Below are 16,542 nucleotides of genomic sequence, written 5' to 3'. Positions count from 1 at the left end.
AAGATAAAAAAAGAGCTTGGGTTATCTCCCAAGCTTTTCTCCTATTAAAATCTCAAATAGGGAGGATGAATCTTCCTTACTGAGTTGAACGTACTCACGACCACCTCTTACAACTTCTACTTTATCTTTATTGGGACTGATCCAAAGTTCATATAAAACAGCTTTTGCTTCTATTTTAGGATTTTTAAATTGAAATATAAAACGGTAATCAGCAGGACGTGTCATATCTACTTTTACATTTTCCCAATTCGCTTTATCTAATATTTTTTTCACTTTACGAACTTGCCCATTATTCGTAATTTCATTGAAATCTTCATAGTTATTTTCGTTACCGATACATTGTTGAACTTTTATATTCTGTTTTTCGTTTTCTATGCCGATTGAACAACCTGTCATCACTAATAAAATCAGTGCGAACAAAAGGAGAAAATACTTTGTGAATTTCATATCCAATGCCCCTTTACTCTACAAATATAATGAAAAAGACGAAATCATTGGGATTTCGTCTTCTGCTGATGTTGTTTGCACCTTTGAAAAGGATAAGGGTATTTTTTACGCTAACACATCAAATGTTGTCACAAAAGATGGTCTTGAAAAAATACTTTTTTGCGGCTCTGCACTTGCTTGTGCAGGGCGTTTTTTATGTGCATTTTCGAAAGAACGTGATTCCGTCCAATCTTTAAAGTTTTGCTCCGTTTCCCACATTGTCATAATGATATATGTATCGTTACTTAATGGGCGAAGAACGCGGATTGCTTGGAAACCGGGTTCGTTTTCAATAAGACCTGCGCGGCTTTTGAAACGATGTTCAAAGGCAGGGCGGCCTTCATCTGTAACAGAAATGTTGTTACAAACAATAAAGCCAGGTTGTCCTTTAAATTCTCCGACTGCGTCTAGCACGTCATAGTTAAGTGAACCTTCTACAGTTTCTTCTGTATTTTCTTTATAAAACATATTTTTTTCATCATTCTTTGCAGTGAAATGCGGTTGTTCTAGAGGTGTTTCGTATGAAATGATTGCTTTCATTTATAATGCCCCCCTTAATGATTTTGCTTTCATTATAGCAACTCTTGCCAAAAACTTCGAAGATTATATACATAAAGATTATTCTTTTTCAAATAATAAATGTACCATCATTTGGAAAGAAGGACGATGAATGAAGAAAATAATGTGGACCTTAATGGGCGGCGTGGCGGTGTTTGTAGTCGCAATTGTATTCTATAAACTCATTGTGTTAGCTGGTGGTTATATGATGGATGAAAAGCAGCTGGTTTTCCACTCTTCATCACGTATTGTTGATCAACAAGGAAAAGAAATTACAAAATTATATGTAGAAAATAGAGATCTTGTATCGATTGAACAAGTTCCGAAACATGTACAACAAGCATTTATCGCTGTAGAGGATGCTCGGTTTTATGACCATCATGGGATTGACTATCCTTCTGTGTTTCGCGCATTGTATAAAGATATTTTAGCAAGAGAAAAAGTCGAGGGCGGTAGTACCATTACGCAGCAACTTGTTAAAAATGTTTTTTTAACTCATGAAAAAACATTTACACGTAAATTAAAAGAAGTGGCAATCGCACTTAAATTAGAACAAAAATATACGAAGGGGCAACTTCTCGAAATGTATATGAATCATATTTATTTTGGTCATGGTGCCTACGGAATTCAAGCAGCAGCAAAATTGTATTTTAATAAAAATGTAGAGGAGTTGACGGTTGAAGAAGGAGCGATGCTTGCGGGTCTTCCGAAAGCACCAAACGGGTATTCACCGTTCTTATATCCAAAAAAGAGTAAGGAACGCCGTGATTTAGTATTGTCACTTATGCATAAACAAGGCTATGTATCAGCGGAGGAAAGTGTTCGCTACCAAGGGAAAACAATTGCGCTTTATAAAAATTTAAATGAGCGAGAACTTGCTTATATGCCCTATGTAGATATGGTAATAGATGAGGCGGCACGCTTATATGGTTTGTCGCATCAAGAAGTTCTGCGCGGTGGATATACATTTGTTGTTTCAATGGATGAAAAAATTCAAAAAGTCGCTTACGATCAATTTCAAGATGCGCGCAATTTTCCAGGAAAAGAGGGCGGAGCACAAGGTGCCTTTTTATTAATGGATAATATGACAGGAGGAATTAAAGCAGCGATTGGCGGACGAGAGTATGTGCCAAGAGGGTTTAATAGAGTGTTCGCGAAAAGACAGCCAGGGTCTGTTTTAAAACCGCTCATTGTGTACGCACCAGCGCTGGAAACGAAAAAGTATAATCCGTATTCTTTATTAACAAATGAACGAGTCTCTGTTGAAGGATATGAACCAAGAAATTATAATCATCGGTATTCAAAAGAAGTAACAATGTACGATGCGCTCTTAGAGTCAGCGAATGTACCAGCTGTATCTTTATTACATGAAATGGGGATAGAAGAAGGAAAGCAATATTTAGAGAAGGGGAATATTCATATTGCAGAATCTGGTTTAAGCACGGCACTTGGCGGGCTGAAAGAAGGGGTTTCTCCATTTGAACTTGTAAAGATGTACCGTTCGTTTTTAGCGAATGGAAACATTATTGAGCCACATGTGATTGAAAAGGTACTCGATCGACACGGAAAGGTGATTGGAGAATCACCGAAAAACGAAACGAAAGTGTTTTCAAAACAAACAGCATGGTATATGACAAAAATGCTAGAAGGTGTCGTAAAAGAAGGTACGGCAAAAGCGGGAGAATATAAAGGCGCACTAGCAGGAAAAACAGGTACAACGTCTCTTCCGAATCAAAGCGAAGGCGCTAGAGATTTTTGGTTTGTTGGATACACGCCGAGTTTAGTAGGAGCGGTCTGGATTGGGTACGATCGTACGGATAACGAGCATCAACTGCATGATGAGAGTGCGTCTGCAACACAATTATTTAAAAAGATTTTAACGAAGGCGAACGTACAAGATGATTCAAATTTCAAGAAGCCAAAAGGTGTTGAAACGATCGGAACACCAATCCGCTTAAGTAAAATTGAAAATATAGAGGCGAAATTATCGTTTAGTCCGTTTGGTTTATTTACGATGAAATTGAACTGGAAACCACTTCAAGATAAAAGAGTTATCTATCGAATCTATAAGGTTGAGAACGGAATCCATACCCATGTTGGAACAGTAAAGGGAGTTGGTGAGTACGAAGAAAAGTTTATTAACATATTCTCTAAACCAAGTTTTTATGTTGTTCCGTATAACTCACAAACAAATCGAGAAGGTGAAAAGACAAAAGTAGCTAAACCGTAGTTTTTGCTTGTGATATAATAAGAATGTTGTGAAAATAGTAAGCGGTTTTACGAACGTTTGTGTCAATTTCATGAACAACGTATATAATGTTATGCATTTTGTTTTACAAGCTGTATAGTAAAAAAAGATAAATAAGTAGGATAGGATTCGCTAGAAGCATTGGTAAGGAAGGGAGCAAGGGTCTTGGTAAGAACTATAAATGAGACATTTTTAAAAGCATGCATGGGGGAACAAACAGAATATGTACCAGCATGGTATATGAGACAAGCAGGTCGTTCACAACCTGAATATAGAAAAATAAAAGAGAAGTATTCTTTATTTGAAATTACACACAATCCAGAGCTATGTGCATATGTTACAAAGCTTCCAGTTGATCAATATAATGTTGACGCAGCGATTTTGTATAAAGATATTATGTCACCACTTCCAGCAATCGGTGTCGATGTTGAAATTAAATCTGGAATTGGACCGGTTATTGATAATCCAATCCGTTCTTTACAAGACGTAGAGAAGCTTGGTGAAATTCATCCAGAAGATGATGTTCCATACATATTAGATACAATTCGTTTATTAACAAATGAGATGTTAGATGTTCCATTAATTGGTTTTTCAGGGGCGCCATTTACATTAGCGAGTTACATGATTGAAGGAGGACCTTCTCGTAACTATCATAAAACAAAGGCGTTTATGTATGCAGAGCCGAAAGCTTGGTTTGCCTTAATGGATAAGCTTGCCGATATGGTAATCACATATTTGAAAGCACAGATTAAAGCAGGAGCAAAAGCAGTACAAGTCTTTGATTCTTGGGTTGGAACGGTGAATGTAGCAGATTACCGCACATTTATTAAACCTGCAATGGAGCGTATTTTCACGGAAGTTCGCACAATGAACGTTCCGATGATCATGCACGGCGTTGGAGCAGGGCATTTAGCAAATGAATGGAATGACTTACCTCTTGATGTAGTTGGGCTTGATTGGCGCTTGTCAATTGAAGAAGCGCGCGGCCGCGGTATTCATAAAGCGGTACAAGGTAATATGGATCCTTCATTCTTACTTGCACCATGGGACGTTATCAGAGAACATGTAAAAACAATTTTAGATCAAGGGATGAAACAACCTGGTTATGTATTTAACTTAGGTCACGGTGTATTCCCGGAAGTAAATCCAGATACATTAAAGCGTTTGACGTCATTTATTCATGAGTATTCTAAAGGACAGTTAGCGAAGTAAAGGAGAATAGGTGTATGAAAAAGAAAATTGGTTTGCTTGTAATGGCATACGGAACACCATATAAAGAAGAAGATATTGAACGTTACTATACACATATTCGCAGAGGACGAAAGCCAAGTCCAGAAATGTTAGAGGACCTGACAGAACGTTACCGCGCAATTGGTGGTATTTCTCCTTTAGCTACTATTACATTAGAACAAGCGAAAAAGTTAGAAAAACATTTAAACGGGATGCAGGATAACGTAGAGTTCCATATGTATCTTGGATTAAAGCATATTGAACCTTTCATTGAGGATGCTGTAGAAGCTATGCATAACGATGGGATTGAAGAAGCAATTGCCCTTGTTCTTGCTCCACATTATTCTACGTTCAGCGTAAAATCATATGTCGGCAGAGCACAAGAAGAAGCAGAGAAACTCGGAAATCTAACAATTCACGGTATCGATAGCTGGTATAAAGAACCGAAATTTATCCAGTACTGGGTAGATGAAGTGAAAAAAGTATATAGCAGTATGACAGAAGAAGAACTTGAAAAAGCAGTGTTAATTGTATCTGCGCATAGTTTACCAGAGAAAATCATCGCTTTAGGTGATCCTTATCCAGAACAGTTAAATGAAACAGCTGATTATATTGCACGTGGTGCAGAAGTTCCTAATTATGCGGTCGGTTGGCAAAGTGCGGGCAATACACCGGACCCATGGATCGGGCCAGATGTACAAGATTTAACGAGAGAACTACATGAAAAATATGGCTACACTTCATTTGTATATGCACCGGTTGGATTTGTAGCTGAACATTTAGAAGTGTTGTATGACAATGATATTGAATGCAAAATTGTTACAGAAGAAATTGGAGCGAAGTATTATCGTCCGGAAATGCCAAATGCATCAGATGCATTTATTTCTTGCTTAGCAGATGTCGTGTTAAAGAAACAAGCAGAAGCTTCGTGAGACAATGGGAAAGGAGGAGCCATTTTGAAAAAGAAAGTTGTTATCATCGGTGGTGGAATTACAGGTTTAACAACAGCGTATTACTTACAAAAAGAAGTTCGCGAAAAAGGATTGCCGATTGATACATTGCTAATAGAAGCGTCGGGTAGGCTTGGCGGCAAAATTCAAACCGTTCGAAAAGATGGATTTACAATTGAGCGCGGTCCAGATTCTTTCTTAGAAAGAAAAGAAAGTGCAGCCAGGTTAGCCAGAGAATTAGGCCTTGGAGATGCGCTTGTAAACAACGCAACTGGTCAGTCATTTGTTCTTGTGAACAACCGATTACATAAGATGCCGAGTGGATCCATGATGGGAATTCCAACGCAAATTACGCCCTTTCTATTTTCAGGATTGTTCTCTCCGATTGGTAAAGTAAGAGCAGGTTTTGATTTTGTATTACCTCGTTCAAAGCCTGTTTCTGATCAATCACTTGGTCAATTTTTCCGTCGTCGTTTAGGAAATGAAGTGGTTGAAAATTTAATCGAACCATTGTTATCTGGGATTTATGCAGGAGATATTGATCAAATGAGCTTAATGGCGACATTCCCGCAGTTTTATCAAGTAGAGCAGAAATATCGGAGTATTTCACTCGGTATGCGTAATTTGGCCCCGAAGAAAGAAAGGGATGCAGCGCCGCAAGGGATCTTTTTAACATTGAAAACAGGGCTGCAATCTATTGTAGAAAGAATAGAAGAGCAGCTAGAAGATGGAACTATTGTGAAGGGGACTCGGATTGAAAAAGTCGCAAAAATGGGCGATGGTTATACGATTACGCTGAGCAATGGAAAAGAAATTGAGGCGGACTCTATTGTGGTTGCTGCATCTCACAAAGTATTGCCGTCTATGTTTGCACAGTATAAGGAGTTTCGTTTCTTCCGCAATGTTCCATCGACGTCGGTTGCTAATGTTGCATTAGCCTTTCCAAAAGAAGCTATTAAGCGTGATATTGATGGTACAGGCTTCGTTGTATCCCGAAATAGCGATTTTTCCATTACAGCATGTACGTGGACACATAAGAAATGGCCCCATACAACACCGGAAGGTCAAGTGCTTCTTCGCTGCTATATGGGGCGTCCTGGTGATGAAGCAATTGTCGAACAAACAGATGAAGAAATGGTTCGTTTTATATTAGAAGATTTACAAAAAACAATGGATATTACAGCAGAGCCGGACTTTACGGTTGTCAGCCGCTGGAAAGATGCCATGCCGCAATATACTGTGGGGCATAAAGAACGTATGACAAAGTTAAAAACATTTATGGATAAAGAATTACCAGGCGTTTATTTAGCTGGTAGCTCTTACGGCGGATCAGGTCTTCCAGATTGTATCGATCAAGGTGAGGCAGCAGTAAAGCATGTGTTGTCTTATTTGGAAAAAATAAATGAAGCGGAATTAATTGCGCAATAAAAAAAAGGAGCCAGTAGGCTCCTTTTTTTGTCGTTGTTTGCTAAAGTGACGATATATTCGAGTTTGCACCGATAAACTTTCATTTACTATATATTACCTCACTCATCAGTCATCAATATATCTAGAAACCTGAAGGGGCTTTTGCTTTACACTTATAACTCTCGCAAAAAACGAATGAATTTCTTTAAGCCTTGCGATTGCTGTTTTCTACGTTTAATCACAAAATCAATTTCGACTGTTTCGGGCAGTTCTTCATAATGAATTGTTTTTGGCTTATTTCGGCTATATACAACATTAGTAGGTACGATCGTAATACCAAGCCCATCGTGAGCAGCTTGCATAATCGATTCAAGTGAATCAAATTCCAGTATCGCCCTTTGGTCAAAGTTATTCATATGACAATAATCTAATAGCTTCTTTCTATATATACAATTTGGATTACTGTTTACAAGTAAAGTTTGATTTTCGGGCAGAGTATCTTTTGGTAAAACGAGTATCATATTTTCAAAATAACTGTACACACTTTCGAATTGTGAATCATTATATGCATCGCTTAAAAAAATCCCATCAAGTTCTCCATACAAAAGCATTTCTTGTAACTTTGCGTTATCATTCGTTCTTAGCTTCATATCAATATTTGTATGTAACTCCAAAAAAGAAGAAAATAGCTGAGGTACTTTCACCGCAGAAATAGTTTGAGATGCCCCAAGTGTTAAAGAATCTCTCCATTTCTCAGGGTTTATTTTTGATTTCGCTTCATTCATTAAAGACATAATTTCATTTGTGTAATCTAATAATACTTTTCCTTCTTCCGTTAATGTTACTCCTCTGTTATTGCGCTTTAATATTTTAACGCCGAGTTCATCTTCTAAGTTTTTAATTCGCTGACTTATATTTGGTTGTACATATCCCAACTTTTCAGCAGCTCTAGAGATTGATTGTAGTTCTGCAACATGCTTAAAAATCCATAAGTCATGGCTTTCCAAGAATAGATCCCTCCACCTAGGTATTATTTAAAATGATACCATAGTCATTATTCAGTATTATACTCCTCAAACGAACGAAGATAAAATGAAATCAAATCAGATACAGTGAGGAGATTTTAAAATGAATATAAAAGATAAAGTAGCCATTATAACAGGCGGTGGCACAGGTATTGGAAAGGCTGTTGCGTTGAGATTAGCGAGTTTAGGAGCGAAAGTTGTGGTGAATTATAGCCGTTCCGAAAAAGAAGCGTTAGAAACTGTGAATGAAATAAAGCAGCGAGGAGGTACCGCGGTGGCTTTGAAAGCAGATGTAGCCAAAAAAGAAGAAGTAGAGGATATGGTATCTCAAACTGTTCATTTTTTTGGAACAGTCGATTGTTTAGTGAATAATGCGAGTATAACAGCTCAAATACCTATGGATGATTTAGAGTCTGTAACGGATCAAGTGTGGGATGACCTTTTTAGTGTGAACGTGAAAGGGATGTTTCATTGTATACAAGCTGTTGTTCCTTATATGAAGGAGAAAAAATCAGGTGCGATTGTGAATATGGGAAGCGTTGCAGGGATAACGGGATTAGGATCATCTGTACCATATGCCGCAACAAAATCAGCCATTCATACGATGACAAAATCGCTCGCAATTGCATTAGCACCTGATATTAGAGTAAATAGTATTTCTCCTGGTGCAGTCGATACAAGGTGGTGGGCAGGTAATGAAGAGAAAATGTACCAACTGGCGGGGAATCTACCACTTCAAAGAATTTCAACACCAGATGATATTGCCGAAGCGATTCTTTTTCAATTAATCCAGGAATCTATTACGGGACAAATATTTACAATTGATAATGGACAGACGCTTTAATCTTGCGGAGCATTATGGAGTAAGATTATCGACTTACTAGAAAGTTGGATTTATCCCGCATTAACGGACAGTAACACTCCCACTTCAAAATTCAGCGAAAGCAAAGAAGTTAGGTGGGAGATGCACTGTCCGTAAAAGCTCGATTGGTTTAACTAATAATCAGTGGGGAGGGAGAAAACCCCCACTGATTAAAGCTTCACTTTATAACAGCGAAGGCATTCTGGTTCATTAAAGATCCCTTTGTTGTTGATTGAAAAGATGCTTTCTATACGTGAAAACACCTTTTGTTAATATAGATTCGGTTATGGGATACCACCACATCGCTATCAAGCTAAGAAAATACAACTACCCCCAGAACGAGATTTTGTCCTAACTTGTAATAAAAAAGCTCATTTTTTCGTTTTGGGATAGTTCTGAATTCTTAAGTTGATGGGCATGTATGGTAACCCCTTGTAGAAGAAACATTTTCCATCTGAGAGCTTATGCTCTCTTTTTTTTATGTTCGACATAATCTGACAAAAAAGTTGTAACCATATTTGTTATGATAGTTCAGGAATCATATATTTTATATAATTGGAGGAAACGAAATGTATAAGAAGATGGGTACACTCGTTATAACTGGAGCGCTTGCTATCAGTCTAGCGGGATGTAGTGATACAGAAGAAACTGCCAAGAAAGTATCAAATGATACAAAAACAGAACAAACAACTGAAAAGAAAGAAGAGAAAAAAAAATTTAAAGTTGGCGAAACAATTAATCTTGGAAATCACAAATTAACTGTTACAAATGTTGAAAAGTCTCCAGGTGGAGAATTCGATAAACCTAAAGAGGGTCATGAATTTTTAATCGCTAATGTAACTATAGAAAACGGCGGAAAAGAAGAAATACATTATAATGCTCACGATTTCAGTTTACAAAACAGTGAAGGAAATATTGTAGATCCAACGTTAACTATGATTAACCAAGATACTCAATTGAATTTTGGAAAACTTGCACAAAATGGGAAAATAACTGGAACTATTGCTTTCGAATCAAAACAAGGAGATCCTAAGCTTCAATTAATCTTCAAACCAATTTCCTTATCAGAAGAAGAAGTTCGAGTAAATCTTCAATAATATTATCTACAAAAAGAAAAGACACTCGAATTGAGTGTCTTCTTTTAAAATTTCACATACTATATCTAATTAATGGGGTATCGCCAGCATTTCGGAAAAAAATCACGCTAAGCAAAAAAATAAAATAAGCCATCCATTTGGATAGCTCATTTACATAATTATCGTTATCAGAAGTCAATGTATCTTTAAGTTTACAAATTTAAAAACGGAATGTCTTTGTATGGTTGATATTTATTCTCTTCTATTTCTTGATAAATTCTTATGAAATTAACGGTCCACTCAGGATATGGTGTAAATTCATCTCTAGCCACTTGTTCCATTTGTACCAATTCATCCGAAGTTAAACCCCAATGGGTTTGTCCAAGCGTTAAATGGAGATGATACTGTTCCATTTCTATATACCTTTTAATCAAATCATCTGATGGAGGGACTGCTTGTACTAAAAGACGATGTAGTTTATAAACTTTTGAGTCTTCTACACTTAAGAATAAAACTTGTTTTCCAAAGAATTGTGGTTTTCCTAAAGATAAAGTGAAAGAAGGCATTTGTTTACAAAATTTCTCCACTTTTTTTCACCAAACGTATCACGTATTTCCTCAATTGTGTAATTTGTATCTTCTACCACATCGTGTAGTAATGCTGCCACTAAAGTTATGATATCGGCTTTACAGTCTAGTAAGATTTCTGTAACTGCAAATGGGTGAGTAATATAGGGTTCACCTGAAATTCGAAATTGCCCTTCGTGAGCTTTCTCGGCAAAGTATATAGCAGTATTCAAACGCTCTAATTCGGATTTATCTAAATAGGAAGCTTTGTTTATTAATACTCTTTTCATGTTTTCACCCTTATCTTAATATTTTATTATAATAATTCCCCTTCAAAAGTAAAATACCTGTCTGCAAGATACAAGATTAACATCTCACTTCTTTCTGTATGAGTTCTACTTATATTAAAAGAATGATGTGGAAATTGTAATATCAGACTCATACGGAAGTATGAGATTAATTTTTTGTAAAATTTGTCGAATTTTAAGTTCTTTATAAAGAATTTTTTGTTATGATAATACATGCTAAGAGAATATTAAAATTAGGGGAGGACGATGAATTTGAAGAAACTAGTAAGTATCTTGCTATCATTTATACTACTGATTTCATTTACTGGAACTTTAGTAAAAGCAGAAGAACATTCTGTATTATCTGTGCAGGATGCAATTCAACTGTTTAAGCAGCAAGGAAGCAGTAAAGGGATAGTGGAAGGGTATATTGTTGGATATACAGAAGGGCCTTCTAAGTACACGAAAGATCCTGCGAAATTTGGAGATACGAATGTTGCAATTGCAGATTCTCCAAATGAGACAGATCCTGCGAAAATCATGCCTGTTCAGTTGCCAAAAGGTGACGTGAGAGCAGCAGTGAATGTAAAAGATCATCCTGAAAATGTTGGGAAGAAAGTTCAATTAACAGGGACGCTTGAGCTTTATTTTGGTAGCCCTGGTTTAAAGTCCGTAACAGCATATAAGTTTCAAGGACAAACGGAAAACCGTGTAAGTGATGTGACTGCATCACCAAATGGTGGGGAAATTGAAAAAGGAACAGCAGTAACATTAACCACAAGTACAGAAGGAGCAACAATCTACTATACATTAGATGGCTCTGTTCCAACAGATAAAAGTATTCGTTATAATGAATCGATTGTTATAAATGAGAACAGTGTGATAAAAGCAATTGCAGTGAAAGAAGGACTTGCACCTTCAGAAGTTTCGACATTTTCTTTTACAATTATAAAAGGTGAGCAAGTTCGTATTCATGATATTCAAGGGAAATCACATGTTTCTCCTTATAATGGGAAGAAAGTACGAAATGTAGAAGGTGTCGTAACAGCGTTAGATAAGAATGGTTTTTATATGCAAGACTCGCAGCCTGACGAAGACACGGCAACTTCAGAAGGAATTTATGTCTATAAGAAAGAAGCGAATGTAGCAGTAGGAGATCTTGTGCACGTTGATGGTGAGGTAGAAGAATTTATTGGAGCTGGATACGCTGACAGATTTGATACAGATTTAGCCATCACAGAAATTAAAGCGAGCAATGCCTCAGTGAAAGCAAATCATCAACAGTTGCCAGAAGCAACTGTATTAGGTGAAAAGGGTGTAAAGATTCCAGATCAAATTATTGATAATGATGCATTTGGTGTATTTGATCCAGAGGAAGATGCAATTGATTTCTATGAAAGTATAGAGGGTATGCGCGTGACAATGCCAACTCCTCAAATTGTTGGACCGCAGAAAAATGGAAATTTATATGTAACAGTTGCAAATGGTGGAGATAAGGTCACTACAAAATATGGAACACCATTGTTAGGCGAGAATCAATTCAATCCAGAACGTCTTTCTTTAAAAGTACCTCGTGATTATGTAGCAAAATCAGGAGATACATTTAATGGAGATATCACAGGTGTAGTCGGCTATGACTATGGTGCGTATCGTATTTCGCCGGTAACAGAATTACCATCTGTAACGGATGGCGGGTTTAAACAAGCAGGCGCTAATATTCAGCCTCGTCTTGGAAAATTAACAGTGGCAACATATAACATTGAAAACTTTTCAGCGAATGCAAAAGAAACATCTGATGAAAAGGTAAAAGCAATGGCATATGCTATTAAATATAATTTAAAGATGCCAGACATTATTGGTGTACAAGAAATGCAAGATAATAATGGATCAACGAATGACGGAACAACAGATGCTTCATTAAGTGCAAAGCGTATTATTGATGCTGTGCAAGAAATTCATGGACCTAAGTATGAATATGTAGAAGTTGCTCCGCAAAACAACCAAGATGGCGGGGCACCGGGAGCGAACATTCGCGTTGGTTTCTTCTATAATCCATCACGTGTGAAATTAGAAAAGAATCCAAAGCTGTTAGCAACAAACCCGACGCGCATTGGACAAGATAATCCGGTATTTGATAATACTCGTAAACCGCTAGCTGCGGAGTTTAAATTCCAAGGGCAAAATATTGTTGTTATTTCAAGTCATTTAAATTCAAAACTTGGTGATGCGACGCCGTTTGGAAAAATTCAACCTCTTGTATTAAAGAGTGAAGAGAAACGCGTTCAACTGGCGCAGGAAGTGAACAGCTTTGTAAAAGATATTCAAAAACGAGATGTGAATGCACCAGTGGTTGTAGTTGGTGATATGAATGACTTTGAATTCTCGAAACCACTGCAAGCATTAAAAGGCGATATCATGCAAGATATGTTAGAAACGGTTTCGAAAGAAAATCGTTACACATATATTCATGACGGCAATGCACAAGTATTAGATCATGTTTTAGTAACAAATAATATGGCACCACATACAGTTGTGGATCCGGTACATTTAAATTCCAACATTATGAAGGAACATGGCCGTATGAGTGACCATGACCCAGTGCTTGCACAAATTGATTTGAAAAAAGCATCCTAAGTAAAAGTACCCCTCAGCATAATAGCTGAGGGGTATTTTGTATTACATACTAACTGATTTTTGAATCGATTTTTTACATCGCATTCTTTTTTGAAGTCTCCGCATATATTGCTTCCGATCTTTCTGTATACCTTTCATATACGTAAATAAACTAATTCCTAAAAACAAGGTGCATTGCACGATTCCAATGTAAGGCGACATTCCTTGGAGCGGTTGTTTTGGATCGTATAAATGAATAGGTGCTCCGCCAATTGTAGGGAATACGATATTTAAAATAATATATGGTAGAGAGGTGATAGCAAAAGGGAATAGAATTGCCATGTAATCTTTTCTAGACCATATGGATGCAGAAAGACCCAATACCGCCATAAGACCAGCAAATAAAAAATTAATCCCGATATATAGGGAAATATAAGAAATTGGAGAAGAGAAATATAAAGATGAAAACATGCTGTTGTCCTTAATAATACCTAAGTCGGTTGTCGGAATACCATCTGGAATTGTCAGTTTACAAAACAGCAATGAAAATACGAATGGGAGAATATAAAGAAGCCCCCCAATTAGGAAGGTCACGATATATTTCGTAAATACATAAGGGAAAAAGGGAATTTCTTTACTTACAAATGATTTGAATTTATCAACTTTATCAGAGTTATAGCTCGTGCTAAAAGGGAGTGCTGCTAGTACAGGCATTAATAGTAAATACACATCCATCCCATTATCACGAAAGCCAATCCATTTATAAGCAGTTATTAAAAGCCCGTCAGGTAGTCCTCCTAAATATCGTAAAACATAGTAATAATGATAAATTGAGACAAGAATTAACCAACTCAATAAGAGAGTGAGAGAAATCTTATTTAAAAAGGCTTGTTTTATATGTAAGTTAAGTGCACGCATCATGATTGAAATAGCCCCCACCATTTTTAATAAATATGTATATGTTCTATATTACTATTAATTGTAAAAAATTTCTTGTTTTTTGAATTGATAATTAAAAAAAATGGAGAATTCATAAAGTGAAACTTTAATCAGTGGGGATTTTCTTCATCTCCCACTGATTATTAGCCCTCACCAATCGGGATAAAAAAGTATGATTTAGAAGAGAATCAAAGATTCAACCATGATTCACATAGTAGTTATGCATTTTTAAATAAGCGCTGCGAAAGCGGTGTTTGATAAAATGAAAAAAGTGTTCTGAAGATCGAAAATCCAGAACACTTTTTTGTATTTTTCTTCAATTGGTTGATTAGGTTAACTGAACAGTTAAATCTTAATTTGAGTTGCTAATAGCCTATGCTTCTAGCGGTTGACCATAGCCTAAAGCAATGGCTTGATCATAGTAATATTGAGCAATTACGATATCAAAAGTAGCCATTCCCATTGGATGGAACATGACAACTTTATCTTCTGTAATCTCTTTAAATGCATTACTACAAACAATATCTTTAATATCAAGAGTGTCTGATTTTTGTAAATTTCTTTCATTATGCATGACTTCTATATCTGTATTTGCACGACATACCTCTTCCCAATTGTCAACTACAATTACTGGTGAATAGTCTAGTATATCAGTTTTAAAATCACGTAGTGATACGTTTAGTAGCAGTGCATTTGGTTTTGGAGGACCATCAATATATCCTTTACTTGATACAGTACACGTAATAAATATATCTGCATCACGGTACACATCTTCCCATGACGAGCATATTGTGACTTTTTCTCTAAGTTCTACTGGGATTTTATTTTTATCGATTTCCGATATATCAAAAAGACGTATATTTTTAATTTTATCTCCTAAAAGGGTTGTTGCCATTTGTAAATGTAATTGACCTATTGGGCCCAACCCGATTATTCCGAGTGTTACATCATTTAGATTATGTACTTTATCAAACTCTTGAATCATAAGACCTGATACAGAAGCAGTTCGTATACCACTCACAATTGGTGTATTAATTGTTGCGAATGGTACACCAGTAGTCGCATCATTTAATATTGTGATTGAATTTGCTCTAGGTATACTAACTTCAAGATTTTTAGGAAAGCTAGCGATCCACTTAATACCTGCTACTGAAAACTCTCCCCCAGCAAACGCTGGCATTGCTATAATCCGATTGTCTGGATCATTAAATTGTAGATAAGGCTTTATTGGTTGTGAGAAATCAGAATGATTCATAACGTTGACAGCTTTTTTAATTATTTCAACTGTTTTTATCCAGTTGATTCCAATATCAGTAATATCTTTAGAATTTAAGTAAAGCAATTTTCTACACCCCTAGTTAAAATGTATTAGTCTAAAACTTTCAGGCTTAAAATAAAACGTTTGTTTTAAAAAGTAGAATGAATATAAAGAGTAGAACACATCCTTTCAAAAATCCCTAATCTATAAACACTTATTGCTATTGTTTTTGAGATTGATATTTTAAAGTAGAATAACCATTTGTTTAAAATAACAATAATTAAGAATGCAAATGAAAGTTTATAGAAGTAGTATTTAGATATAAAGTTGTAGTTTTCTGAGTTGATTGACAATTATGTAAATTATTGTATCATATTTGCATATAAAAAAATATTCTAAAAATGATTAGCTGTATTTTAATCTAATGATAGAGCTGCTTTAGGAAAATTAAACGAAGATGATTCAACGTTATCTTGAAGAAGTGAGCCATCTTCGGCATACGGAAGAGAATAAAAAATGGTATGCGTTGGACAATCCTTCGGCGATTGAAAAATTTGTTCATGTAAGCGATACTTACATTTTTTTATTAATTTGAATGGGGTTTGTCGACAGTCTGACAGGTAGAAAGTAGATTCTACCTGTTTTTTTATTATACAAATTTTACTTGAAATAGAATTGGTAGCCACCCAGCATATTAAGTTTATAGGATCATAGACATGTAAAGGTCTTTCTTATATATAAAATGAGCAATGACAGAATTTTTACTATGTAGGAGTTTGCCATTCCTATTATTCCTAAATATAAACTGAAGTACTGTCATGATTTCTCTTCATCGCAAATATGTAAAATAAAGCAGTGAAAACAAGAAATGAATTGCCAGATTTTTTGTGAAATTTTACTGATTGTTATTAACATAAATTGACACGTATATTTTAGATACAGAAAGTTAAACAGCAAGAAGGTAGTGAATCTGATGCTAAATACAAAAAATGCCATAAATTATCAATTGGATAATGGTGGGGAATCATCAATATGTA

14 protein-coding genes and 1 pseudogene are annotated in these 16,542 nt (G+C 36.0%); 8 read left to right on the top strand and 7 right to left on the bottom strand.

Annotated features, from left to right (window positions below; genetic code table 11):
* Nucleotides 1-21 precede the first annotated feature (21 nt).
* A complete protein-coding gene (locus tag M014_RS0103995; RefSeq protein WP_026590562.1) occupies nucleotides 22-447 on the bottom strand; it encodes a hypothetical protein in 426 nt (141 codons plus the stop codon).
* A 105-nt stretch (nucleotides 448-552) separates the two neighbouring features.
* Nucleotides 553-1,026, bottom strand: coding sequence for an antibiotic biosynthesis monooxygenase family protein (locus tag M014_RS0103990; RefSeq protein WP_026590561.1), 474 nt, complete (start codon nucleotides 1,024-1,026; stop codon nucleotides 553-555).
* 130 nt (nucleotides 1,027-1,156) lie between these two features.
* Here M014_RS0103990 and M014_RS0103985 point away from each other — a divergent pair, with 130 nt between their 5' ends.
* The 4 genes from M014_RS0103985 (at nucleotide 1,157) to hemY (ending at nucleotide 6,900) form a co-directional block, all read left to right on the top strand.
* A complete protein-coding gene (locus M014_RS0103985; protein ID WP_026590560.1) occupies nucleotides 1,157-3,274 on the top strand; it encodes a transglycosylase domain-containing protein in 2,118 nt (705 codons plus the stop codon).
* 183 nt (nucleotides 3,275-3,457) lie between these two features.
* On the top strand, nucleotides 3,458-4,504 hold the full coding sequence (gene hemE, locus M014_RS0103980; RefSeq protein WP_026590559.1) for a uroporphyrinogen decarboxylase: 1,047 nt from the start codon (nucleotides 3,458-3,460) through the stop codon (nucleotides 4,502-4,504).
* Nucleotides 4,505-4,518: 14 nt separating this feature from the next.
* Nucleotides 4,519-5,454: a ferrochelatase gene (hemH, locus tag M014_RS0103975; RefSeq protein WP_026590558.1), complete on the top strand. Its 936-nt coding sequence runs from the start codon at nucleotides 4,519-4,521 to the stop codon at nucleotides 5,452-5,454.
* Between the two features lie 24 nt (nucleotides 5,455-5,478).
* A complete protein-coding gene (gene hemY, locus M014_RS0103970; protein WP_026590557.1) occupies nucleotides 5,479-6,900 on the top strand; it encodes a protoporphyrinogen oxidase in 1,422 nt (473 codons plus the stop codon).
* 152 nt (nucleotides 6,901-7,052) lie between these two features.
* Here hemY and M014_RS0103965 read toward each other — a convergent pair whose 3' ends face one another.
* Nucleotides 7,053-7,886 carry a LysR family transcriptional regulator gene (locus M014_RS0103965; RefSeq protein WP_026590556.1) on the bottom strand — a complete coding sequence of 278 codons (834 nt, stop codon included), beginning with the start codon at nucleotides 7,884-7,886 and terminating at the stop codon, nucleotides 7,053-7,055.
* 121 nt (nucleotides 7,887-8,007) lie between these two features.
* On the opposite strand from M014_RS0103965, the gene M014_RS0103960 reads away from it, so the two are divergent.
* Together M014_RS0103960 and M014_RS0103955 are read left to right on the top strand one after the other, a co-directional pair.
* The gene (locus M014_RS0103960) at nucleotides 8,008-8,748 is read left to right on the top strand and encodes an SDR family NAD(P)-dependent oxidoreductase (RefSeq protein ID WP_026590555.1); all 741 of its coding nucleotides are present in this window, start codon (nucleotides 8,008-8,010) and stop codon (nucleotides 8,746-8,748) included.
* 587 nt (nucleotides 8,749-9,335) lie between these two features.
* Complete coding sequence (locus tag M014_RS0103955; protein WP_026590554.1) at nucleotides 9,336-9,863, top strand: DUF4352 domain-containing protein; 528 nt, start codon at nucleotides 9,336-9,338, stop codon at nucleotides 9,861-9,863.
* A 191-nt stretch (nucleotides 9,864-10,054) separates the two neighbouring features.
* Here M014_RS0103955 and M014_RS26355 read toward each other — a convergent pair whose 3' ends face one another.
* Both M014_RS26355 and M014_RS0103945 read right to left on the bottom strand, forming a co-directional pair.
* Nucleotides 10,055-10,429, bottom strand: coding sequence for a 2'-5' RNA ligase family protein (locus M014_RS26355; protein WP_231503895.1), 375 nt, complete (start codon nucleotides 10,427-10,429; stop codon nucleotides 10,055-10,057).
* 8 nt (nucleotides 10,430-10,437) lie between these two features.
* Nucleotides 10,438-10,698, bottom strand: a pseudogene (locus tag M014_RS0103945) (HD domain-containing protein); the annotation flags it as partial.
* Between the two features lie 264 nt (nucleotides 10,699-10,962).
* On the opposite strand from M014_RS0103945, the gene M014_RS0103940 reads away from it, so the two are divergent.
* Nucleotides 10,963-13,329 (top strand): DUF6359 domain-containing protein, encoded by a 2,367-nt coding sequence (locus tag M014_RS0103940; RefSeq protein ID WP_026590552.1) that lies wholly within the window; start codon nucleotides 10,963-10,965, stop codon nucleotides 13,327-13,329.
* 42 nt (nucleotides 13,330-13,371) lie between these two features.
* Here M014_RS0103940 and M014_RS0103935 read toward each other — a convergent pair whose 3' ends face one another.
* Both M014_RS0103935 and M014_RS0103930 read right to left on the bottom strand, forming a co-directional pair.
* Nucleotides 13,372-14,229: a hypothetical protein gene (locus tag M014_RS0103935; RefSeq protein ID WP_026590551.1), complete on the bottom strand. Its 858-nt coding sequence runs from the start codon at nucleotides 14,227-14,229 to the stop codon at nucleotides 13,372-13,374.
* A 391-nt stretch (nucleotides 14,230-14,620) separates the two neighbouring features.
* Complete coding sequence (locus M014_RS0103930) at nucleotides 14,621-15,589, bottom strand: ornithine cyclodeaminase (RefSeq protein WP_026590550.1); 969 nt, start codon at nucleotides 15,587-15,589, stop codon at nucleotides 14,621-14,623.
* 373 nt (nucleotides 15,590-15,962) lie between these two features.
* Here M014_RS0103930 and M014_RS29080 point away from each other — a divergent pair, with 373 nt between their 5' ends.
* Nucleotides 15,963-16,100, top strand: a complete 138-nt coding sequence (locus tag M014_RS29080) for a hypothetical protein (protein ID WP_155924315.1) — start codon at nucleotides 15,963-15,965, stop codon at nucleotides 16,098-16,100.
* Nucleotides 16,101-16,542: the final 442 nt, after the last annotated feature.

This window comes from Bacillus sp. UNC437CL72CviS29, from assembly GCF_000482345.1.
GTDB classification, from domain to species: domain Bacteria; phylum Bacillota; class Bacilli; order Bacillales; family Bacillaceae_G; genus Bacillus_A; species Bacillus_A arachidis.
Note: the sequence above shows the minus strand (reverse complement) of the source record. Positions and strands in the feature narration are given on the sequence as shown.

Excerpts from the sequence above, each read along its gene's own strand:
- M014_RS0103935 (WP_026590551.1), bottom strand. The coding sequence starts at position 14,229 with ATGATGCGTGCACTTAACTTACATATAAAACAAGCCTTTTTAAATAAG.
- M014_RS29080 (WP_155924315.1), top strand. The coding sequence starts at position 15,963 with ATGATTCAACGTTATCTTGAAGAAGTGAGCCATCTTCGGCATACGGAA.
- hemH (WP_026590558.1), top strand. The coding sequence starts at position 4,519 with ATGAAAAAGAAAATTGGTTTGCTTGTAATGGCATACGGAACACCATAT.
- M014_RS0103985 (WP_026590560.1), top strand. The coding sequence starts at position 1,157 with ATGAAGAAAATAATGTGGACCTTAATGGGCGGCGTGGCGGTGTTTGTA.
- M014_RS0103990 (WP_026590561.1), bottom strand. The coding sequence starts at position 1,026 with ATGAAAGCAATCATTTCATACGAAACACCTCTAGAACAACCGCATTTC.
- M014_RS0103995 (WP_026590562.1), bottom strand. The coding sequence starts at position 447 with ATGAAATTCACAAAGTATTTTCTCCTTTTGTTCGCACTGATTTTATTA.
- M014_RS0103940 (WP_026590552.1), top strand. The coding sequence starts at position 10,963 with ATGAATTTGAAGAAACTAGTAAGTATCTTGCTATCATTTATACTACTG.
- M014_RS0103960 (WP_026590555.1), top strand. The coding sequence starts at position 8,008 with ATGAATATAAAAGATAAAGTAGCCATTATAACAGGCGGTGGCACAGGT.
- M014_RS0103955 (WP_026590554.1), top strand. The coding sequence starts at position 9,336 with ATGTATAAGAAGATGGGTACACTCGTTATAACTGGAGCGCTTGCTATC.